Genomic DNA, 22,199 nt, shown 5'->3' with positions numbered 1-22,199 from the left:
CGCAATGTTCTGGAAAAAAGCGCCTCAGTCGGTGCAGGCCGATGTGGAAACGGCCGCAACCGATCTGCTGATTGATGTTCAGCAAATGAGTAAAATCTATAATGAAGGCCGGGAAAATGAAGTCCGTGCTTTGGATAACATTTCACTGGCGGTCCATTGGGGAGAGTTTCTCTGCATTTTGGGACAATCCGGTTCCGGCAAATCCACACTGATGAATATTCTCGGCTGCCTGGATATCCCGACTTATGGAACGTATTACCTGAACGGACAGGCAGTCAGCGATATGAAGCCGTCCGTCTTGTCCGGTATCCGAAATCGTGAAATTGGATTTATCTTTCAGGGGTTCAATCTGATCCCCGCGCTGACCGCGCTGGAAAATGTCGAGTTGCCGCTGATTTATCGCGGTATGGGCAGGGAAGAGCGCAGGCAGTTGGCAATCGACGCACTGACTTCGGTTGGACTGGAAAAGCGCATGGACCATCGTCCGGGCGAGATGTCGGGTGGCCAGCAGCAGCGTGTTGCGATTGCACGCGCCGTCGCGGCAAAACCGCCGATCATCATGGCAGATGAGCCTACCGGCAATCTGGATTCCGCGTCCGGTTTGGAAATCATGCGGCAGCTGACGACATTGAACGAGCAGGGAACATCCATCATCCTGATCACTCATGATAATCATCTTGCTCAAATGGCAAAGCGGATTGTGACCATTCAGGATGGACATATTATTTCCGATGCTCCCGCGAAAGGAGGATTGGAAGCATGAACTGGCTGCAAAGCATGCGCATGGCTTTGAAATCCATTATGGATAATAAAGTGCGATCGATTTTGACCATGCTTGGCATTATCATCGGCGTAGCTTCGGTTATCGCCATCGTCTCATACATCCAAGGCGGTACCAAGCTGCAGCGCCTGCAATATGAAGCGATGGGCCTCAATCGTATTGATGTATACGGATATGGAGCCAAGAGCAAGGACTGGCAGGATTTTGAAGAATACCTGGACACCGAACTTGCGGATAAAATTGCCGCCTGGTCGCCGCAGAGCCAGTATTATGACTGGCAGAGTGACGGCATCCAATATCGCACCAAGAAACTGACCAATGACAACGGTTATACCTATATGTATTTCGGCAATCAGGATTATGGAGAAGTGACCAGCCGAACGATTTCGATTGGCCGCGACCTGTCCAAGGAGGACTGTAATACCCGCGCACGCGTCTGTGTCATTGGTGAAACCCTGAAAAAGTACTTTTTCGGTGCGATGAGTCCGCTGGGACAGAAACTGCGCATCGGCGGCAAGAGTTTTGAAGTCGTCGGTGTGTATACCGGCAAATATGACGGTAAATTAAATACCGAGGACCAATTGATCGTATTCCCTTATACGCTGCAAAACAGCATGATGAGCATAAGTGGCATGTCGGATAAACAATATGTCATCAAGGCCGCCACGAAAGAGGATATCCCAGAGTTGACGGATAAGCTGCTGCCTGATTTTATGCAGAGTCGATGCGAATCCAACGGCGGATATTTCAGTGCTTATTCCAACAGCCAGTGGCAGGAGCAATCCGAAGCATCGGCCAACATGTATGCCATGATCGGTGGCGGCATTGCCGGCATTTCCTTGCTGGTTGGCGGCATCGGAATTATGAATATTATGTTGGTGTCCGTCACGCAACGCACACGGGAAATTGGTATCCGTATGGCAATCGGCGCTCGAAAGCGCGATATCATCAGCCAATTTCTGATCGAAGCGGCAGTTGTATCGTGTTTTGGCGGCATCATCGGAATTATACTCGGCTGCTTCTTGTCCGCGATCCTTGGCAATATACTTTTGGTGCCGCAAATGCAGAACAGCTATATGCCGACCATTGAACAGTTTACGGTTTTGCCGTCCTTCGGCCTGATCATTGGTGCTTTCCTGTTCTCTGCATTGATTGGTATTATTTTCGGCCTTTATCCTGCCAATAAGGCCTCCAATTTGCAGCCGGTTGACGCGCTGCGCACGCAATAAAGCGAGGTGAACCATCGTGAAAAAGCGATTTATCAGCATATTATTATCTCTATTGTTTGTCTTATCTTCCGCCTCTGCTGCTTTTTCTGATATCTCGGATACCAGATTGGCACAGACGGCTTCCGTTCTGGATGCACTTGGCATTATGCAGGGCATGGGCAACAACCGTTTCGATCCGAACAGCTCGTTGACACGCGCGCAGTTCTGCAAACTGGCGGTGACCGCTTTGGGCTTCTCTGATGTCAGTGCCTATGGCAGCTACACCATTTTCCCCGATGTGAAAAACACCCACTGGGCGGCACAATACATCAACGCTGCGGTCCGTCATCCGGACCTGAAGGAACAGGCGATTATCCGTGGCTATGCCGATGGCACGTTTGGCCCGGATAAAACGGTAAACTTCGGTGAGGTCTGTACGATGCTGCTGCGCATGCTCGGCTATTCCGAAGCGGATGTCGGTCCTTTCTGGCCTGCGGACTATGTCGCAAAAGCACAGTCCCTTGGCTTGACCCGCAATGTGTCGCTGACGGATGCCAAATCCGTTGTCAAGCGCTCGGATGCCGCAACCATGTTGCTCAACACGCTCGGTACGCCGCTCAAGGGCAATGAGGGCGGCCTGCTGCTGGACCGTGTGGCTTCTGCCACCATTAAGGACAGCATTCTGCTCGAAACCTGCGATACTGACAGCGAATTGGGCGTCGATGAAGCGATTTTCTATGAAGGCGGTTCGGTTACCGAAACACCGCGCAAGACAGCCGGTACGCTGGACAAGAGCCTGATCGGTGTTTATGGCACCATTGTGATCGGCAAGGAAGGCGACAAGGTTGCACTCGGTGTGGTGCCCAACAACAATAAGGTTGAAACGTATACGGTGCGTGCTGTTACTGCCGATGGGATCCAGACGGATACCCAGATGCTGCGCCCGGATCGGAATGCCAACCTGTATGTTTCCAGCGAAGGCAGAAAACTGGGCACCTTTGCGGAAATGTGGTCGAGCATTCAGCCCGGCGATACCCTGACGTGCTATTATAACGAATATGGCACGATGGAACTGATGGCCGTACTGCCGCGTATTTCCACCTCCTCCGGAAGAACGTTCGTTTATGGTGTTTCGACTTCCATCAACATTCCGGAAGAGTATCAGATCATAAAGAACGGTACGGTTGTCGATCGCACCAAGCTGAAAAAGTATGACGTGGTAACACTGGACGCTGCAAACAAGCAGGCGCTTGTTTCGGATGCAAAGCTGAGCGGCCAATATCAAAGCGGTACGCCGACCTTTAGCTATCCGCAGACGATCACACTGTTTGGTAAGAATTTCACCATTTCAGATAGTGCAGCCGCGACCTTTAAGGATATCAAGCTCAAAGATTTCATCACGCTCTTGTTCGATGCGGATGGAAATGTTGCAGCTGCATATCCCAAGAGTGCAATCAACGCAGATATGCAGGGTATTGTCACCGATATCAAGGAGAATTCCTCGGCAACGATCGCGCTGTTTAACGGACTGACGCTGCGGGACATTTCCGTCCAAGCGGATGAACTGACCAGCATGCTGGGCCGCGTGGTAACGGTTGGCCAGTCCACCAACGGCAGTATATACCTCACAAAGCGCACCTTGTCCGGCAAGGTATCCGGCAGTTGGAACATTGCGGAAAACAAGCTCGGTGATCGCGTGGTATCGCCGAAGGTGCGAGTATATGAGGAGGTACTGTCCGGTGCACCGCTTTGCGCCATCAATGCTTCGGACATCGCGCTCAGCACGGTGCCGTCGCAGCAGATCCGCTATACGGTGACTGACACCGCAGGTACGGTAACGGATATTGTGCTTGGCGATGTGACCGGCGAAAGTTGGGTATACGGCATTGCCAATGGTGAAACCATTGGCGATGAGTCCAGCGATTCCGACAAAACGTATTTCATCAAGCTGAAATACTGGTCCGGTTCAGCAGAAACAGAAGTAAAATATCGCGTTCCTGTGCTGACAAGCACTTTGAACGGAACGCCTGTTGGTATTCCGAAGGGATATTCTACCAACAAGGATATTGTCAATACTTCGCTTTCTACGCAGAAACTGACCCTTGTGGATACCGTCGATGTAACGGCGTTTGACGGCTCGTCCGGTGTCAAAACCAAGGATGGCTATTACGCTTTGGCAAGCAATATCGGCGTCTATATCCCGGCGCAAGGCGAATTTATTTCACTGCAAAGCGCCAAGTCCAATTACACTTCCTTCCGGGTTTATGCCAATAAAACTGCGGAGAACGGCGGTAAGATCCGCGTGATCACTGCCTCCTGAGTCCATAAACCAAGAGCAGCTGCAGATTCATTCTGCGGCTGCTCTTTTGTTTGTTAATATGTATTTTTTCGAAACTGCGTTGGAGACATACCGGTTTTGTCCGTGAATGCGATGATGAAGTTCACCTCACTGCGGTAGCCGACTCGAAAAGCAATCTCCTTTACGGACAGGGAAGTTGATTGCAGCAGGGCCTTCGCCTCGTCAATGCGATGCAGCATGATATATTCGTGCGGAGAAAAACCGGTTGTGCTGCGGAATAAGCGGGAAAAATGCGAAGCGCTCAAATTCACCTTAGACGCCACTTGGTTCACATTGAGCTGCTCAAACAAATGCCGGTCAATATACCCGATCGCCTCTGAAATCGCATCGTTTCCAATCACGTTCTTTTTCGCAGAAGCCGGAAACAGCAACGCGCATAGGATGCGATAAATACACTTGGAGCACTCTACTTCGCTGATGGTTGCGCTGCGCAGTCCGGAAATGATCTGCGCCATTTCCTGCTCGATCCTGCCGTCCGGCGCAGGACGGAAAGATTGCTTTCCGCCGCGAAACGCGGTAATCTGATCGAAAAAAGCAGCCGCATTGGCGCCATCGAAATGGATCCACATGGCTTCTGCCGGGCCTTTGGTGTAAAAACGGTGCGGTTTACGGCAATCCACCAATGCAACCTGTCCTTGTTCGGCAGCAAATTGCTGAGATGTCTCATAGTAAATGGTGCCCGAACGAACATAAGTTAGAAAGAAGTTTTTATGACTTTCCTGATTGGCAACGTCACAAGAATCCAAAAAGTTATATCGTTCATCATAGTAGTAATGTCCGACACGAGTGACATAGAAAAACAACGAACGCGCCATAGCAGACGGCGTGGAAAAAAAACGTTCCGACCGAAGCAGAACCCCCGGTTCATTGGTTACCTTCAAGTGAAATCACCTCTCTGTTTTTATGATAGCACAAAATATAAATAAATTGCAGTGTTTTATTATTGCAAAACGAAACATAATCCAGTATGCTATCATAGAAATCAGCAAGATGTCACAAATGCGGTTTTATCCTCATTTTTCAAAGGTGTTTTACATGATTAAGGAAAAGACATTTTATAAATCCTTCATGGTTTTGGCGCTTTCATTGGCGCTTCAAAACCTGCTGACTTACGGTGTCAACATGATGGATACGGTCATGCTTGGCCGATACAGTCAGGACGCCATGGGCGGCGTCAGCTTGTGCAACCAAGTGCAGTATTTGCTGCAAATGCTGGTTGTCGGCGCAGGGGAAGGCGCAGTGGTACTCGGTTCGCAATACTGGGGCAAAGGAAAGCTGGAACCCATCCCGCACATCATCGGCGTGGCTTTGCGCTTCGGCGGCAGTCTGGCCGTGATCATGTTTGGCATTGTGCTGCTTTTTCCGACGCAGCTTTTGAGCCTGTTGTCCAACGACAGCGCGGTGATTGCGGAAGGGGCAAAATATTTTCAGATCATCTGCTTTACTTACATCATTTTCACCGTAACCAACATCCTGGTGGCGTCGCTGCGTTCGATCGGCATTGTTAAAATCGGATATGTCATTTCCGGTTCCACCTTGGTCATCAACGTCTGCCTCAACTACTGCCTGATTTACGGCAATCTGGGTTTCCCGGAGCTTGGTGTACGCGGTGCGGCTGTTGCAACACTGGTTTCCCGCTGCGTGGAACTCTTGATCGTCATCTATTACCTGAAATTCAAAGAGCATAAACTCAATTTGACCCTAAAAAAGCTGCTGCATATCGATACCAGCTATGTCCGCGACTACGGCCGGGTTTCCTCGCCGGTTCTGATCAATCAGGCGCTTTGGGGAGTGGCTCAAATGGTGCAGACCGGTATTCTCGGCCATCTCGGCGGAGACGTGACCGCGGCAAATGCCATCGCAGTTCAGGTATATCAGGTGCTGTCGGTTGTGGCCTACGGTGCAGCCTCCGCTTCGGGTATTGTGGTTGGACGCACCATCGGCGAGGGAAACGAGCAGCGTCTGCATCCACTTGTCACCACACTGCAAGTATTGTTTATTACCATCGGAATCTGCTCCGGATTTTTGATTTTTATTTTGCGCGTGCCCATCCTCGCGGTGTTTGGCGGCACATTGACCGAGCGTGCCTATGAGCTGTCCATGCAGTTTATGTTGGTGCTCGCCATTACGACTGTCGGTACTTCTTATCAAATGGCCTGTGACAACGGCATCATCCGCGGCGGCGGAGACACCACTTTCAGCGCCAAAATGAATCTCATCAGTATGTGGCTGATTATCGTTCCATTTTCTGCCATGGCGGCTTTCTGGTGGAAGTGCCCGCCGATCATTGTCTTCTTCCTACTCAAATGGGATCAGCTCTATAAAGCGATTCCGGTGGTCATCCGGCTGCGCAGCTGGAAATGGGTCAAAAAGGTCACCCGACCGGATTCCGCATCATCTACATGAATATTTCTCTTTCTCTCTCCCGAAAAGCCGGCCGAAAGGCCGGTTTTTCTGTTGACAAACGCGGAATAAATGATATACTTTTATAAGAGCCAATATGCAAATGCAATGAGGAAACGAGTTTTTCGATCTTTGGCAGATAGCGAGAGGGGAGAGTGCAAGCCCTTTGCCAATCCGAATGACAGCCACTTCCGAGCAGTCTGTGAAAGCAGACCGCCTGATCCGCGATATCCGATCACTAAGATGTGTCCTGATGGGCACAAATTAGGGTGGTACCGTGGAAGAAATGCTTTCGCCCCTAACGAGTGGGCGGAGGCTTTTTTGTTTTGTAAATCAAAATTTGGAGGATAACAAAAATGCAGTACAGAGGTTTGAATGAACTGCGCGAAATGTACCTGAAGTTTTTTGAAACCAAGGGGCATCTTCGCCTGCCGAGCTTTTCGCTCATCCCGCAGAACGATCCGTCGCTTCTGCTGATCAACTCCGGTATGGCGCCGATGAAGCCGTACTTCACCGGCGAGCAGGAGCCGCCGCGTCATCGTGTTACCACCTGCCAGAAGTGCATCCGCACCGGCGATATCGAAAACGTTGGCAAGACGGCGCGTCACGGCACGTTCTTTGAAATGCTGGGCAACTTTTCGTTCGGTGATTATTTCAAGAAGGAAGCTATTGCCTGGAGCTGGGAATTCCTGACCAGCCCGGACTGGGTTGGCATTGACCCGGACCGCCTGTATCCGTCTATCTATGAGGATGATGACGAGGCATTTGAAATCTGGAACAAGCAGATCGGTATTCCGGCTGAGCGTATCTTCCGCTTTGGCAAGGAAGATAACTTCTGGGAGCATGGCTCCGGTCCGTGCGGCCCTTGCTCCGAGATCTACTACGACCGCGGACCGGAATACGGCTGCGGCAAGCCGGGCTGCACGGTCGGCTGCGACTGCGACCGTTATATGGAGGTCTGGAACAACGTATTCTCGCAGTTTGACAATGACGGCCATGGTAACTATACCGAACTGAAGCAGAAGAACATCGATACCGGCATGGGCCTGGAGCGTCTGGCCTGTGTGGTACAGGGCGTCGGCTCTCTGTTTGACGTTGATACCGTCCGCAACATCACCAACAAAGTTTCCGAGATCGCCGGCAAACACTATGGCGAAAGCGAAAAGACCGATATTTCGCTGCGCGTCGTCACCGACCACATCCGTTCGACCGTTATGATGATCTGCGACGGCGTTATCCCGTCCAACGAAGGCCGCGGCTATGTGCTGCGCCGCCTGCTGCGCCGCGCTGCGCGTCACGGCAAGCTGCTCGGCATCGATCATCCGTTCCTGTCTGATGTAGCAACGACCGTCATCCAGGAATCCGGCGGCGCTTATCCGGAACTGGTCGAGAAGCAGAAGTATATCCATAAGGTCATTGAAAACGAGGAAGCCAGCTTCAACAAGACGATTGACAGCGGCCTGTCTATTCTGAACGAACGCATTGCAGCAGCAAATGGCAAGGAATTGCCGGCGGCAGATGCCTTCCAGCTGTATGACACCTACGGTTTCCCGATCGATCTGACGCTCGAGATCCTCGAAGAACAGGGCATGACCACCAACCGTGAGGAATTTGACCGCCTGATGAACGAGCAGCGCGAACGCGCGCGTGAAGACCGCAAGAAGATGGGCGATCTGGGCTGGCAGAGCGAGGATCTGGGTCTGGACAAGTCGATCAAGACCCGTTTTGACGGCTATGAAACGCTGGGCGAGGCAGCCAAGGTGCTGGCGATCGTTAACGAGGGCGAACCGTCCGGAGCCGCAGCCAAGGGTGAAAAAATTACCGTTGTTCTCGACCATACGCCGTTCTACGCAGAAATGGGCGGCCAGATCGGCGACCACGGTATTCTGGAAGGCAAGAATGGTGCCGTAACCGTTTCCGATGTGCAGAAGACCAAGGACGGCAAGTATATGCACATCGGTGTCGTCACCGAGGGCGAAATCTCGGTAGAGGATGAGGTGCAGGCTAAGGTCGATGCGGAATACCGTCAGGCGATCTGCCGTGCGCATACTTCGACCCACCTGCTGCAGAAGGCGCTGCGCAAGGTGCTGGGCGATCACGTTGAGCAGGCCGGTTCCTACACCGCCAACGACCATATCCGCTTTGACTTCACGCACTTTGCTGCACTGACTGCGGAAGAACTGGCACAGGTGGAAACGCTGGTCAACGATGCAATTCTGGCCGGCAGCCCGGTGATCACCGAGGAAATGTCCATTGACGACGCCAAGAAAAAGGGCGCCATGGCGCTGTTTGGCGAGAAATACGGCGCTGTTGTCCGCGTGGTACAGGCCGGTGATTCGATCGAACTGTGCGGCGGCACACATCTGGACAACACTGCAAAGGCCGGTTCGTTCAAAATCATCGGTGAAGCATCCGTTGCGGCCGGCGTACGCCGTATCGAAGCGGTAACTGGTAAGGCAGTGCTCAACTACCTCAACGAGCGTCAGCAGTTGCTGACCGAGGCTTCTGCAGCGCTCAAAACTTCGCCGAACGAGCTGCCTGCCAAGATTGAGCAGACGGTTGGCGAACTGCGTGCGATGAACAAAAAGCTGGAAAAGCTTAACGGCAAGATCGCATCGATGCAGATGGTGGATCTGCTCAACATTTCTCGCGATGTCAAGGGCGTCAACGTTGTTGCAACCAAGCTGGAGGACGCAACCGCGGATGTCCTGCGCACCATGGGCGACAGCGTCAAGGAAAAGGCGCCGAATATGGTGGCAGTTCTCTCTGCAGTCAACGACGGCAAGATCAATCTGCTGTGCGTTTGCGGCGCAGAAGCCGTCAAGAAGGGCGCACACGCCGGCAAGATCATCAAGGAAGTCGCCAAGATGGTCGGCGGTGGCGGCGGTGGCCGTCCGGACAGCGCAACCGCTGGCGGCAAGCAGCCGGAGAAGCTGGAAGAAGCGCTGGAAGCGGTCAACAATATTGTTGAATCGCTGATCTAAATCCGGTATAATGGAAGCAGAAGAACAGAAAGGAGCGGTTTGAATGGAAGATTGCCTGTTCTGTAAAATCGTTGCTGGAGAGATTCCTTCCAACAAGGTTTATGAAGATGACCTGTGCTATGCCTTTTATGACATCGATCCGCAGGCACCGACACATTTTCTGGTGATTCCCAAGCAGCATATCAAATCGGTGGCTGCTGTGGATGCCTCCAACAGTGCAATTGTCGCACATTGCTTTGAGGTGATCGCGAAGATTGCGGCAGATATGAAGATGGACAGCTTCCGCGTGGTTTCCAATATTGGAGAGCAGGCGGGGCAGAGCGTGTTCCATCTGCACTTCCATGTGCTTTCCGGCCGTGATATGACCTGGCCTCCGGGCTGATTAACAAAAAGAAGTGGCCTCACCGCCACTTCTTTTTTCTCATCACAGGAAAGAGGGAGACAGATGCGTGAGCGACCGCTTGTGTTTTTGGTGCCGCCAGCTGCGGCGGCCGTGTACAGCACTGTATGCCTGCATTGGGCATTGCCGCCCAGTCTCTCGCTCCTTTTGCTGGCGGTTTCTCTGGCAGCAGCTGGTGCGCTGATCGATTTCCGGCGGCTATTTACGCTCTCTTGTATGCTCTCCGCCTTTTTCCTTGCGTCTGCCTGCTTTGCTGCGTATCAAACCGTTTTCGTCGAGCCGGTACGTCTGCTTGCGGAAACGCACGCAGAAATCACGGCAACCGTTTTGCAGGATGCTGCCGTATATGAGGACAATCAGCGCGCCGAATTAACCGCGGAAGATAACGACGTCCTGCCACGCAGTTTTCGGATGTATTGCTATCTGCCGTTGACCGAAACGCCGCTGCAAGCCGGAGATCGGATCAAAGTCAATGTCGGGTTTTATCTGCCGGGTAATTCGGAAGGGTTTGACCGGGCAGCCTATCAGGCATCCGAAGGCTGCTATATCACCGCTTCCTATACGAAAAACGAAGATGATACCCCGGTTTCCTTTGCTGTCACGCAAACGGAAAATAAATCGATCCGTTGGCTGCCGCAGCGCATCGCGCGCTTCTGCCGGCAAGCCATTGCAACTGCTTTGCCGGAGCGGGAAGCCGGCCTCTTGACCGGCCTGCTGATCGGCAACACGGACAACCTTTCTTCCGGTGATACACTGTCGCTGCGTATTGCCGGACTGAGCCACTTGGTGGCTGTTTCCGGCCTGCATGTCGGATTTCTGGTTGCCTTTTGCTATTTACTTTTCGGCCGCAGATGGGGAACCTATTGTTCCATTCCTCTGATTCTTTTGTTTGTCCCGATCGCAGGTGCGTCCCCGTCGGTCATCCGCGCCGCAATCATGTATCTGATCGCGGCTGCTGCATTTATCACGCGCAAAGAGGCAAACACCCTAAATTCTTTGTTTGCGGCGCTCGCGATCTTATTGATACAAAATCCTTATGCCATCGCAAGTCTCAGCTTGCAGCTTTCCTTTGCTGCTACACTGGGATTGGTGCTGTTTGCAGGGAAGATGCAGGCCAAACTGCTGCACCCATTTCATGGGCTGTCACACATTTCAAGAAAAATCCTTGCTTTTTTCGCAGGCGCACTGTCCTGTACGGTTTGCGCTACCATATTTACAACACCCATTTTACTGTCTGCCTTTGGTTATGTATCAATCTTGTCCGTTTTGAGCAATTTGTTGGTCGTTGGGGTCACAGCGGTTTGCTTTATCGGAGGGTTTCTCCTGTGTATTGCATCAGCGATTTTCCCTGGCGCAGTTCCGGCTTTAGCTGCGCTTACCCAGCCGCCACTGCATTACATCCTTTGGGTTTCTGAACGGATATCATCCATTCCGTTCGGCCTGGTCAACTGGGGCGACAATTACGGTCTTGCCGCGCTGTTTCTCTTTTTCGCCGCAGTCTTACTTTGGCTGATGGTAGGCAGCCACGTCAAATGGAAGATCGTATTGCCGACGATTTGTGTATTTCTGCTTCTTTTCAGCGGTTTGAGCACCTACCAATATCAGCAAACCTATCGCGTCACCTATTTGCCATGCGGCACCGGGCAAGCAATACTGGTTTCCGATACGAGCCATGCCACCTTGATCGATTGTGCCGGAGACGGCGGATATCGGGACGCAGCGCAACTGGTTGCAAAATGGATGCGCTACCACAACATTGACCGCATCGATACACTGATTTTGACTGCGGTGGATCGGGGACACGCGCGAGATCTGCCGGCGCTGCTGGAAACAGTTCCGGTAGGCGAGATTCTGATGCCGGCTGGATGCAAAACCACCAAGTACAATACGGATCTGCTGGCACTTTGCACACAGTACGGCGCCATAGAAATCGATCAGACAGAGATCTTGTATTCCGGCGCCGCACCCATTACGGTCTTTCCAATCACCGACGGCAAAACCGGCGTGCAAATTGCCGATCAAATTCTGGTTTTGCACAGTCCGACGCAAAAGCAGTTAGCCGCATATCTGGAAACCGTTTCGATCTCTGCTCCGGAAATCGTGCTTTCACAAAGCAACATGGAAGATGAAGCCTTGCTGACACAGGCATTGACCGCGATGCATGCGGAGAAGATTATCGTACAAGCCGGATTTGGAGAAGTTGCATCGCAATATGATGGGCTGCCGATACAAAGTCCGTATATTGAGGGCGAAATCGTACGGCAGTTTACAAAGGAGTGAAACCATGTCACAGGAGAAAAGCAAATCAAACGGAAAGGCACAGCTGATTCGCGATTTGAAAACAGGGGAGTTTGCACCACTCTATCTGATTTCCGGTGAAGAAAGCTATTTGAAAGAATATTATTTGCAGCAGCTGCGGGAAAACGTGATCGATCCCACCTTTGCAGACTTCAATTTGATCGAACTGGAAGGGAAGGGGATGACACCGGAACAGCTGACCGAAGCGGTGGACAGCTACCCGGCGATGTCGGAAAAAAAGCTGATTATCTTGACGGATTTTGACCTGTACAAACCGCCCGCCGGCTTCTCTGACATGCTGCCTGCGTTACTGAGCGATCTGCCTGAATATGTGTGTTTGGTGTTCTATTTTGATATTTTGGACGGCAAACCGGACAAGCGTACGAAATTATATAAGGTGCTGCAAAAAATCGGCTGCTTTGCCGAGTTTTCGCATATGGAAGAACGCGAACTGGTGGCCTGGCTGGAGCGGCGCGCCCGTGCGCTCGGCTGCATGATTGCACCGGATGATGCTTCGTATATGATTTTTCTGTGCGGCAATTCCATGACCAATCTCGCTGGGGAAATGGAAAAAGCCGCAGCCCATACGACCACCGGGCAAATCAAGAAATATAACATCGACGCTGTCTGTTCGCCGGTTTTGGATGCCGTTGTCTTTGACTTGACCGACGCCATCACGGCCGGAAAATTTGATCGCGCGGTGTCTTTGGTCGGTGATCTAATTGCGCAAAAAAATAATGAAGTGATGATTTTCACCACCATCACCCGGCATATCCAGCGATTGTATGCCGCAAAGTTATGCGCAGAAGCGCGTGCCGGGGAGAAGCAGCTGATGGAGATGATCGGCTCCAAGTCCCCATATTACGCCAAACAGATTCAAACAGCCGCACGCCGTGTCTCTCTGCGTTGGCTTCGCAAAGCCGCTTCGCTGTGCGCACAGACTGATGCCGCGCTCAAAGGCAGCGCGGTGGATCGGCAAAAGCAAATTGAGTTGACGCTTCTTTCCATGGCGTCCGCTCTGAAGGAGGGATAGCATGCAGCGCATTCGGGAAGCCATTTTGGTTGAAGGGCGATACGATGTCAATACAGTTCGGCAGGTTGTGGATGCAGTGGTTCTGGAAAGCGGCGGATTTCGCATCTTTAACGACAAAGATCAGCTCCGCTTGCTGCGGCGCATCGCTTCTTCACGCGGGTTGATTGTGCTGACCGACAGCGATGGAGCCGGATTTGTCATTCGCAATTACCTCAAAGGGGCATTGCCGCCCGGCAGCATCAAGCAGGCTTATATACCGGATATTGCCGGCAAAGAACGTCGCAAACGGCATGGTTCCAAAGAAGGGAAGCTCGGCGTGGAGGGGATGCGTCCGGAAGTGATTCTGGAGGCCCTGCGCCGCGCTGGAGCAACCTTTGAGGACGAGGAAGAGCAAGCAACACAGAAAGCCAAACCCATTAATAAAGCGGATTTCTTCGCTTGGGGCTTATCCGGACAAAAGGACAGCGCAAATCGCCGCGCTGCCGTGCTCAAAGCATTGGATCTACCCGCGCATATGACGGCCAATGCGTTGTTGGAATATATCAACGCCGTCAGCACACGCGCGGAAATCGAGAAGGTTATTTCCAGCATAACAGTAGGGGATTGACAAAAACAGCTGATCGTTCTATAATAGCACTGTAAAAATAAACAGTTCTGTTTCAGGGCGGAGTGAAAGTCTCCACCGGCAGTATACGGATCTTGTGTCCGATAGTCTGCGAGCCGCAAGGCATGACGGGTGTAAATCCCGACCGACGGTTATAGTCCGGATGGAAGAAACAGGTGTATTTCGGTACGTCTGCACGCCCTTGGAGCTTTCCAAGGGCATTTTTATTACCCAACCAAACAGAACTCCTGAAAAAGGAGATATTCTTCATGACCAAAACAAGCAAAATCACCTATACCGCTGTCTTTGCGGCTATCGCAACCGTTTTGATGTATTTTGAATTTCCCATTCCACTGATGCCGCCGTTTCTTAAAGTCGATTTGTCCGGCGCAGTGGTATTGATCGGTGCTTTCATTTTTGGTATCGGCCCGGCAATCACCATGATCGGCATCAAGGATTTGATTCATTTAACGCAGACCCAGACAGCGGGTTCCGGCGAGTTGGCTGATTTTCTGATGCTGTCAACGTTGGTTATTATTGCGGTTCTGATCTATCGTGCACACAAAACCCGTAAGATGGCGGTAGTCGGCTGCTTGTGCGGTTCGCTTGCCATGGCGTGTATGGGTATGCTGACCAATTACTTCCTCATCATTCCGTTTTACGTCAACGGCATGGGTTGGAATCTGGATGCGATTTTTGATCTGTGTCGTGCTGTCAATCCTGCAATCAACGGTATGGCAGCCTATCTTCTGATTGGCGTTTTACCGTTTAATTTGATCAAAGGTGTGATCCTGACCATCATCACAATGGTTGCATATAAGAAGCTGAGTGTTTTCATCAAATCCAAGCAAATCGCCATTCATACCAAACAAAAAGCAAACTAATCTGTCAAATGGGGGACATGAACAGAACTGCTGTTCGTGTCCCTTTCTGTTTTCAGAAAGGACACATCATGGCCATCAAAAAGAAATTTCTGCATGCACTGGTATTATGCGCTGTTGGTATCGGCATTGCCGGCCTGCAATGCGGATTGATCACACGATATTACAAATTAGAGACCAATAAGATAAGGGAGGGGCAGGGGATCCGCTTCCTGATGCTCTCCGACCTGCATAGTTGTATATATGGCGAAAATCAAAGTCAATTGATTTATCAAATCCAACAGCAAAAACCGGATTGTATTTTGCTGTGCGGCGATATAGTAGATGATAAGGCGCCACGTGCTGGAGCCGAACAGTTGTTGCAGCAAATCACCGACATTGCGCCATGCTATTATGTCTCAGGGAATCATGAATTTTGGAGCAATCAAGCGGAAGAGATCTTTGATATGATCGAATCGTATGGAATTCGTGTGCTTCGTAACGAGCAGGAAACTGTGACGATCCAGGGAGTCAGTTTTACGCTTTGCGGCGTGGATGACCCGGCGGCCACAGGTGACCAACGACCCAAATCTTATGGAGAGGCAACGACGTATCAGCGTATCTTACAATCCTTTCACAATTTGCCATCCAAGCAGCTAAACATTCTTCTGGCGCATCGTCCGGAGTATATTTTGGAATATGCAAAATATCCGTTTGATCTGGTCTTGTGCGGTCATGCACACGGCGGACAATGGCGTATCCCATATTTACTCAACGGCTTGATTGCACCAAACCAAGGATTGTTTCCCAAATACGCTGGCGGCGTATACACCTGCGGAACCATGACAGAAATCGTCGGCCGCGGCTTGGCACGCGACTGGAAACCGCGTATCTTTAATCCGCCGGAAATTGTCGTAGTAGATATCGTTGGTATGAACTGACAAGTAAACGAATCTATCATCCCATAGGGTAATGAAATAAGCAATATATTTAATTATACAAAAGAAAAGTTTTGTATAATTGAGGGGATATAAAATTTGATATTGCCGATAGAAAATCCGGATACGATCATACCGTTTTCGCATCCGGATTTTTCTTATTGCCATGTCACATCAACTGGATGATTGTACAATAGCCGCACAATTTCATCGGTATTATATCCGCCTGTCAGATCATTTTGCAGACTGCTTTTGTATCGCGCCCAAAACTGTAGGCCGTCTTGATCCAGAATTATGACATCAAAACCTGTGTAATCGCGTGTTTCCGTATAGCTGCCATCAGCTCCATAGACCACGGCCAATTTGCCATCCCGATAATCCATCGATTCACCGTCAAGAAATCGCATTTGCTGATAATCCAGTGTATTGGGCGTCTGCATATCAATCCGGAATGTTCCGTCGCCGTTTGGCAGCAAAACAGTTACCGTCTTACCGATGACAGTGACCAAAAAACTACGATTTTCCAACACCATATTATTGACTAGATAAGAATTGGCTATTGTCTGGATTTTCAGTCGCTGCACCCGCTGCATAGTATCCATTAAGATCACAGTTAAATAGTATGTATTATCTTCTCGCGTATATAAAAGTAATGTTTTTCCATCCGACCACTGACGCAGATCAAGGAGCTCCTCTTTGGGATCAATCGGATATGCAAGCCGCAGACTGTCGAGATTCAACTCCCCACTTTCTAATGTTTGTGTTGCATTTCCTTGCTGCTGTACTGTTCCTGCCGTATAGTCCATCGCATAAATACCATATCCACCCGGAATCAAACTAGTATCTACGATATTGTTTTGACTTGTACGATTATAGAAAGAGAAATAAACAGTTTGCGGCGTAACAACTCCTTGTGTGTAAAAACTGAACTGATCCCCTTCGTCCGTACTCGTTCCGGAGGAGATAACCGTACCAGCGCTGTCTTTTTCCAATAAAATCGTGAGTTTCTCATCCGGAAGCACTGGAATACGAAAAAACTCCTCCAGTTTATTCTGTATCGAGGCATCATATCCCGGAAGCATGCGGCTCCAAATGTCGAAATCGTAACGGATACCTTGTAAGCTGATATATCCCGCGAGCGGATAATAATCGTAATAATCCGCAACCTTGATGGTTTTCTGCGATTCCTGTCCAGGTACTGCACTGTCATACAGTTCCCGATAGGCACGGTCCAGGCCTGTGTATTGGCTTTCCGGTATATCCAGAAAGTCACTGCTGGAATCGAGTCCAGAAAACAGCACAACGCCTGGATAAGACTGTTCTGTTTCCTCCTGCTGCTTCGTGTTGGAAAAGCGGTATTCCGTCTGCGTGATCGAAGGCGCATCCCCTTGCAACAGTGTTGCACAATCCCAGAACAACTGGTTTCCTAACGTAGCATGTGTCTGGACAGATAATCCTTTTGCCGCAGCTGGATCGCCGGCTAACACGGTTTGGGTAAACTGCACCTGATCGTGTGGCTCATACACGGTTTTTGCGCACCAGCCGAATGCAGCAATGCCCAGCATCAGCAGTATCGCCATCAAACCCAATGCTTTGCGCATGGCTCATCCCTCCCCACCTGTGATGTCGTTCAGCGCACGGCTGACGCGGTCGGCGCTGTAATGGTAGGTTTGTTTAATATAATCCATCAGACTGATGCCGCTTTCATCCAGATCACAAGCCAATACATCTCCCACGATCTGCCCTTGGCGGATCAGCACCGCGCGGCTGATGAAGTTGGAAACCTCTTCGATCAGGTGTGTGGACAGGATAACCGTCTCATTCGGCTCGAGAATGCCGAGCAGTACCTTATAGAAATCCTCCCGGTTGAACACATCGTTGCCTGCAAACGGTTCATCCATTAGGATATAATCCGCACCCTGACACAGCGCAAGAATCACTTCAAATTGGTTTTTCTGACCGGTCGAAAAACTGTGCAGCAGCTTGTGCAGCGGAAGTTCAAAGAACTCCATCAATCCATAAAATCGTTTGTCAATGAAACGTGGAAAGTGTTCCTTGTAGAACTGCCGATGTGCTTCTGCGGTTAGATTGGGAAAAAAAGAGTGCTCACTCGTTGCGAAGGACAATCGCTCGATATTGTTGCAGGTAATCGGCGCCCCGTCCAGCAGGATCTCGCCATCGTACCGCAGAAAACCAAGGATACACTTCATCAATGTTGTCTTGCCTGCACCGTTTTCTCCAAACAGGCCGACAATCTCGCCCGGACCGATCGACAGATCGACTGACTGGAGCGCCTGTTTTCCATGCAGCCGCTGGTTCAGCGTATAGCTTTTGCTCACGTTCTTGATTTCCAGCATCTGAAATCCCCCCTATTCAAATTCCCAGACACTGCTCTGGTGTCACAAAATAATACACTCCCATAAACAGCAGCTTGAGCAGCAGCGCTGCCAGCAGGCTGATCGCCGCCCCTGCAATCGGCAGCGTGATATCCCGCCGCAGTAGTTCCCAGCGCTGCGGCAGGCGACGCATGAGATAGATACTTTTGCTGCCGCCGGAATAAAAGCTGAAGTGATGGAAAATCGCTGCCGCAAGCGAACCAAGCGCGACGAAATAAAAGAACGTCAACGATCCCCATGATAATGCATCAAAGGGCGGCATGACCGCATCTGGACGCAGTACGCGATCCACACCATAACGATCAAACAGAAGATCATAAGCGTTTCGATAATTGACTCCATAAATCAGAACCGCGCAGCCGGTCGCACCCGCAAGACCAACGCATAAGCGTCTAATTTCCTCTTTGATCGCGGTGCCCGGCGGTGCGAGACGCGAAAGATCAATTGTTTTCATCACTTGGCACCTCCTCCATATTGAACCATGCATCCCAAATGGTGTAAGCAATGATTGCTAAATGCAGCAGGCTGACAAGAACATCGGACGTCAGGCTGCCAAGCGACCGCGAAAAATACCATTGAAATGATATTACTGCCAAAAGCAGCGGAAACGGCTTGCTGCCATATCGCATGCGTACTACTGCATTTGCAGTTCCCATGGACAACGCCACAAAAGCTGTCAACAAATAAACCCACCGGCTGAGCTCTTCGAGCGGCAGCATACTATGCAAAAATGTATTGTGATAAAACGTAAGAAACAGCGTCTGTTCTGAAGCGCTGGCTGCTGCCGGCAACTTAAGATAATATCGACACAGCACTGTAAAAAGGATTACCTCTGTCAGCCAAAGAAGCACATAACAGAATAAGCAGGATAAGCTTTGCCATAGAAAGGCTGCGCGCTCAGAAATGCGCAAACGGCGTACCGTATAATTGCCTCCATGCATACGGAACAATAGCACAATTACCAGCACGATGCCGACCATCCAAGTGATCCACCAACCTCTGTTTTGCATAATGGCATCTAACGAACCTGCGCCACGCTGTATCAGCCAACAGAATAATCCTGTTTGCACAGCAGCCAAAAGGAGCAGTACCGCAAGCGCTGGATAGATGCAGCCACGCACATATAACATCAATACAGAAAGATGTTTTCTCCCCATGTTCCTTCCTCCTCTCAATCCCAATATGCCTGAATCAATCGAAGTGCCTCCGATTTGGACAGCCCCATCTGCTTCATCGACTGCACCACACTTTTCACATCGCTTTTCAGCAATTCCCTGCGAATTTGTTCGACCTTTTTTTCATCCAAAACCATATAGCTTTTGGCGCCGGTATGCGAACAGATGAGGTTCTCCTCTTCCAGCTGCCGATAGGCCTTTTGGACGGTATTCGGATTTACTCCAAGTAGCGCGCTTAGCATGCGGCGTGAAGGAAGCTCATCCCCGTTATGAAACTCCCCTGCCACAACCCCTCGTTTCAGGTACAAAAGGATCTGCTGATAGATCGGTATTCCCTCTTCCATATGAAAATCATCAAATGAAATCAATCCGTATCAGCCTCCTTCCCACTCAAAGTGTATCACTCCTATAATACACTTCTCTGTAACTGTATTATATCTATAATACGGTTGTACGTCAATAGAATACCGTTCCATGCAGTGCTTCCCGGATATAGAAAAACGTCTGGCAGAATTGTTCATTCTGTCAGACGTTTTGAAATTGATCCAAATATTCAATTACATGCGCCACAGCATCATGATCGTTGTCACGCACCTGTATGGTTCCCTGCTGCAAAATATCCGGTGCAGCATTTTGCGGCACAAAAGATACCGCCGCATGGCAAAGCATGGACAAATCGTTGTCGCTGTCACCAACGGCATAAATGTTTTTGGGATGCACACCACAATCCGCTGCAATCTGCATCATAGCCGCCCCTTTGCTGACGCCACACCGTGTCACTTCGCAAAATGTCGGCATGGTGTAAACCGCGTGAAAGCTATCCGCCAGTGGAGATAAAAATGCGCGCACCGGATCCACCTCGGATGCTTTTCCAGTAAAATTGATTTGGCACCACCCAGCCGGATCCGGAAGATCCGTCACCTCCACACAATCATATGCCAAATGCAGCACACGCATGTGATGCTCGGTTTCCGAACTCATCCGGCAAACCAAAATCCGATCCGGCAGGAACACCTCACAGCCGACCTGCGGGAAAGCAGATAAGATCTGTTGAGTCAAATCTGGTGATTGTTCCGGCATACCGGCGCAGTGCAGCACACGATGCTGCGCATCCATCACAAGCGAACCATTGAGCAAGCTGTATGGCGCATTGATCGGCAGCAAATCGATATAGTCGGTCACAGCCGCAAAAGCGCGCCCGGTCGCGAGAGAAAAAAGTCCGCCTTGTGCTGTGAAATAACGCAGTGCCTGAAGATTTGCGTCCGATATCTGACGGTCACTGTCCAGCAGCGTACCATCCATATCGCAGGCAAGCAGCATTCCATCAAACTTTTTCATCCCATCTTCTCCAATTTATCCAGAATCTGCGTAAAATACTCCGGCAGCGGAGCAGTAAAGTGCATCATTTCCTGTGTCGTCGGATGGCAAAGCGTCAAACGTGCTGCATGCAGGCATTGCCCGCCAATGTCGGAAAAACGATCCTTTTTGAGGCCATAAACCGGGTCTCCAATAATCGGATGCCCAATAGACGCCATGTGCACACGAATCTGATGCGTACGTCCGGTTTCCAGCTGAAACGCCATATGCGTATATCCGCGGAAGCGCTGCAACACCCGATAATGCGTGATGGCTTCCCGGCCGCCCTCCATGATCGCCATTTTCTTGCGGTCGGTCTTATGCCGTGCAATCGGCTTATTGATCGTTCCGGAATCCTCGCGCGGGCTTCCGACGACAATCGCTTCATAACCACGGTATGCCGTGTGCGCAGCGATCTGTGATGCAAGACTTTGATGCGCGGCATCATTCTTGGCCACCACCAGCAATCCGCTGGTATCCTTATCGATGCGATGCACGATACCGGGACGATGTTCGCCGTTGATACCGGACAGGCTATCGCCGCAATGATACATCAGTGCATTGACCAGCGTGCCGGACCAGTTTCCAGGCGCCGGATGCACCACCATGCCGCGCGGCTTATTGACAACGATGATATCTGAATCTTCGTAAATGATATCCAGTGGGATATTCTCCGGAACCAGATCGACCTCGCGCAGTTCCGGCAAAGTAACAGTAATGCATTCCCCGCCGATCAGCTTATAATTTTTCTTGAGCGGCTGTCCGTTGCAGCAAACCATCTTTTCCGAAAGCAGATTTTGCACCGCAGAGCGGGTCAAACCATCAATTTGCTCCGCCAGCCAACTGTCCACCCGAACGCCAGCCTGATCTGCCGATGCGGTCAAACACAGTTCATTCATGGTCATCCTGCTCCGTCATCTCTGTGTTTTGATCCTCGATACTTTTTTGCTCATCCTTGTGCTGAAACATAAAATATACGATGAACAAAACACCGCCAACGCAAATAAAAATATCCGCAATATTAAAAACCGGGAAATGAATCAGGCGAAAATCAAAGAAATCCACCACAAATCCATGCACCACACGATCGATCGCATTGCCAATTGCACCGGCCGCCACGAGCACCAGCGACCAACGCCCCAGCGCAGTCTGCACCCAATGCTTTCGCAGCGCAATGATGATTGCAACCGTAATGATAACGGCCAAAGAAGTAAAAATCCAGCGCGAATCAAACTGCGCAAACATACTGAATGCAGCGCCGCGATTTTCCACATAGGTTAGATGGAAAATGTTATCCAGCAGCGGGATCGTGTGCTGCGCCTGCAAGCTGGTATAGGCCCAATATTTTACGGCCTGATCCAGTGCAATCATAAGCACTGCAATGATAAAATACAGCATCTGAGC

General features: G+C 50.6%; 20 protein-coding genes and 1 riboswitch. Of the genes, 11 read left to right on the top strand and 9 right to left on the bottom strand.

Annotated elements, in window-relative coordinates; translation table 11 throughout:
- Positions 1–4: 4 nt before the first annotated feature.
- The 3 genes from EJL02_RS00770 (at position 5) to EJL02_RS00760 (ending at position 4,309) form a co-directional block, all read left to right on the top strand.
- Positions 5–763: an ABC transporter ATP-binding protein gene (locus EJL02_RS00770; protein WP_125114514.1), complete on the top strand. Its 759-nt coding sequence runs from the start codon at positions 5–7 to the stop codon at positions 761–763.
- Positions 760–2,010 carry an ABC transporter permease gene (locus EJL02_RS00765; protein WP_125114513.1) on the top strand — a complete coding sequence of 417 codons (1,251 nt, stop codon included), beginning with the start codon at positions 760–762 and terminating at the stop codon, positions 2,008–2,010. The genes EJL02_RS00770 and EJL02_RS00765 overlap by 4 nt, the downstream gene beginning before the upstream one ends.
- 106 nt (positions 2,011–2,116) lie before the next feature.
- A complete protein-coding gene (locus EJL02_RS00760; RefSeq protein WP_125114512.1) occupies positions 2,117–4,309 on the top strand; it encodes an S-layer homology domain-containing protein in 2,193 nt (730 codons plus the stop codon).
- A gap of 53 nt (positions 4,310–4,362) precedes the next feature.
- Here the strand turns inward: EJL02_RS00760 and EJL02_RS00755 are convergent, their stop codons facing one another.
- A complete protein-coding gene (locus tag EJL02_RS00755) occupies positions 4,363–5,229 on the bottom strand; it encodes a helix-turn-helix domain-containing protein (RefSeq protein WP_125114511.1) in 867 nt (288 codons plus the stop codon).
- Between the two features lie 154 nt (positions 5,230–5,383).
- Here EJL02_RS00755 and EJL02_RS00750 point away from each other — a divergent pair, with 154 nt between their 5' ends.
- The 8 genes from EJL02_RS00750 to EJL02_RS00715 all read left to right on the top strand — a co-directional run bounded on the left by EJL02_RS00750 (position 5,384) and on the right by EJL02_RS00715 (position 15,871).
- The gene (locus EJL02_RS00750; RefSeq protein WP_125114510.1) at positions 5,384–6,754 is read left to right on the top strand and encodes an MATE family efflux transporter; all 1,371 of its coding nucleotides are present in this window, start codon (positions 5,384–5,386) and stop codon (positions 6,752–6,754) included.
- 353 nt (positions 6,755–7,107) lie between these two features.
- Positions 7,108–9,735 (top strand): alanine--tRNA ligase, encoded by a 2,628-nt coding sequence (gene alaS, locus EJL02_RS00745; protein WP_125114509.1) that lies wholly within the window; start codon positions 7,108–7,110, stop codon positions 9,733–9,735.
- A gap of 43 nt (positions 9,736–9,778) precedes the next feature.
- Positions 9,779–10,117 (top strand): histidine triad nucleotide-binding protein, encoded by a 339-nt coding sequence (locus EJL02_RS00740; RefSeq protein ID WP_125114508.1) that lies wholly within the window; start codon positions 9,779–9,781, stop codon positions 10,115–10,117.
- 63 nt (positions 10,118–10,180) lie between these two features.
- Positions 10,181–12,415 carry a ComEC/Rec2 family competence protein gene (locus EJL02_RS00735; RefSeq protein ID WP_125114507.1) on the top strand — a complete coding sequence of 745 codons (2,235 nt, stop codon included), beginning with the start codon at positions 10,181–10,183 and terminating at the stop codon, positions 12,413–12,415.
- A 4-nt stretch (positions 12,416–12,419) separates the two neighbouring features.
- Entirely contained in the window at positions 12,420–13,466 is a 1,047-nt protein-coding gene (gene holA, locus EJL02_RS00730) for a DNA polymerase III subunit delta (RefSeq protein WP_164510218.1), read from the top strand.
- A 1-nt stretch (position 13,467) separates the two neighbouring features.
- The gene (locus EJL02_RS00725; protein ID WP_125114505.1) at positions 13,468–14,073 is read left to right on the top strand and encodes a toprim domain-containing protein; all 606 of its coding nucleotides are present in this window, start codon (positions 13,468–13,470) and stop codon (positions 14,071–14,073) included.
- Between the two features lie 44 nt (positions 14,074–14,117).
- Positions 14,118–14,249, top strand: a riboswitch (FMN riboswitch).
- 90 nt (positions 14,250–14,339) lie between these two features.
- Positions 14,340–14,954 carry an ECF transporter S component gene (locus EJL02_RS00720; RefSeq protein WP_125114504.1) on the top strand — a complete coding sequence of 205 codons (615 nt, stop codon included), beginning with the start codon at positions 14,340–14,342 and terminating at the stop codon, positions 14,952–14,954.
- Positions 14,955–15,022: 68 nt separating this feature from the next.
- Positions 15,023–15,871 carry a metallophosphoesterase gene (locus EJL02_RS00715; RefSeq protein ID WP_164510217.1) on the top strand — a complete coding sequence of 283 codons (849 nt, stop codon included), beginning with the start codon at positions 15,023–15,025 and terminating at the stop codon, positions 15,869–15,871.
- Between the two features lie 155 nt (positions 15,872–16,026).
- Here EJL02_RS00715 and EJL02_RS00710 read toward each other — a convergent pair whose 3' ends face one another.
- The 8 genes from EJL02_RS00710 to lspA all read right to left on the bottom strand — a co-directional run bounded on the left by EJL02_RS00710 (position 16,027) and on the right by lspA (position 22,193).
- The gene (locus EJL02_RS00710) at positions 16,027–17,469 is read right to left on the bottom strand and encodes a hypothetical protein (RefSeq protein ID WP_125114502.1); all 1,443 of its coding nucleotides are present in this window, start codon (positions 17,467–17,469) and stop codon (positions 16,027–16,029) included.
- A gap of 3 nt (positions 17,470–17,472) precedes the next feature.
- Positions 17,473–18,225, bottom strand: coding sequence for an ATP-binding cassette domain-containing protein (locus EJL02_RS00705; protein WP_125114501.1), 753 nt, complete (start codon positions 18,223–18,225; stop codon positions 17,473–17,475).
- Between the two features lie 16 nt (positions 18,226–18,241).
- Positions 18,242–18,718 carry a hypothetical protein gene (locus tag EJL02_RS00700; protein WP_125114500.1) on the bottom strand — a complete coding sequence of 159 codons (477 nt, stop codon included), beginning with the start codon at positions 18,716–18,718 and terminating at the stop codon, positions 18,242–18,244.
- The gene (locus tag EJL02_RS00695) at positions 18,705–19,421 is read right to left on the bottom strand and encodes a hypothetical protein (RefSeq protein WP_125114499.1); all 717 of its coding nucleotides are present in this window, start codon (positions 19,419–19,421) and stop codon (positions 18,705–18,707) included. Before EJL02_RS00695 ends, EJL02_RS00700 begins: the two co-directional genes overlap by 14 nt.
- A 14-nt stretch (positions 19,422–19,435) precedes the next feature.
- Positions 19,436–19,807: a GntR family transcriptional regulator gene (locus tag EJL02_RS00690; protein ID WP_125114498.1), complete on the bottom strand. Its 372-nt coding sequence runs from the start codon at positions 19,805–19,807 to the stop codon at positions 19,436–19,438.
- Positions 19,808–19,964: 157 nt separating this feature from the next.
- Positions 19,965–20,777, bottom strand: a complete 813-nt coding sequence (locus tag EJL02_RS00685; protein WP_125114497.1) for an HAD-IIB family hydrolase — start codon at positions 20,775–20,777, stop codon at positions 19,965–19,967.
- Entirely contained in the window at positions 20,774–21,694 is a 921-nt protein-coding gene (locus tag EJL02_RS00680; RefSeq protein ID WP_125114496.1) for an RluA family pseudouridine synthase, read from the bottom strand. The genes EJL02_RS00685 and EJL02_RS00680 overlap by 4 nt, the downstream gene beginning before the upstream one ends.
- Positions 21,687–22,193 (bottom strand): signal peptidase II, encoded by a 507-nt coding sequence (lspA, locus tag EJL02_RS00675; protein WP_125114495.1) that lies wholly within the window; start codon positions 22,191–22,193, stop codon positions 21,687–21,689. The genes EJL02_RS00680 and lspA overlap by 8 nt, the downstream gene beginning before the upstream one ends.
- Positions 22,194–22,199: the final 6 nt, after the last annotated feature.

This window comes from Agathobaculum sp. Marseille-P7918 (assembly GCF_900625105.1).
In the GTDB taxonomy this organism is placed as follows: Bacteria; Bacillota; Clostridia; order Oscillospirales; family Butyricicoccaceae; genus Agathobaculum.
The sequence above is the reverse complement of the archived record's forward strand: the minus strand, read 5'-3'. Positions and strand labels throughout refer to the sequence as shown.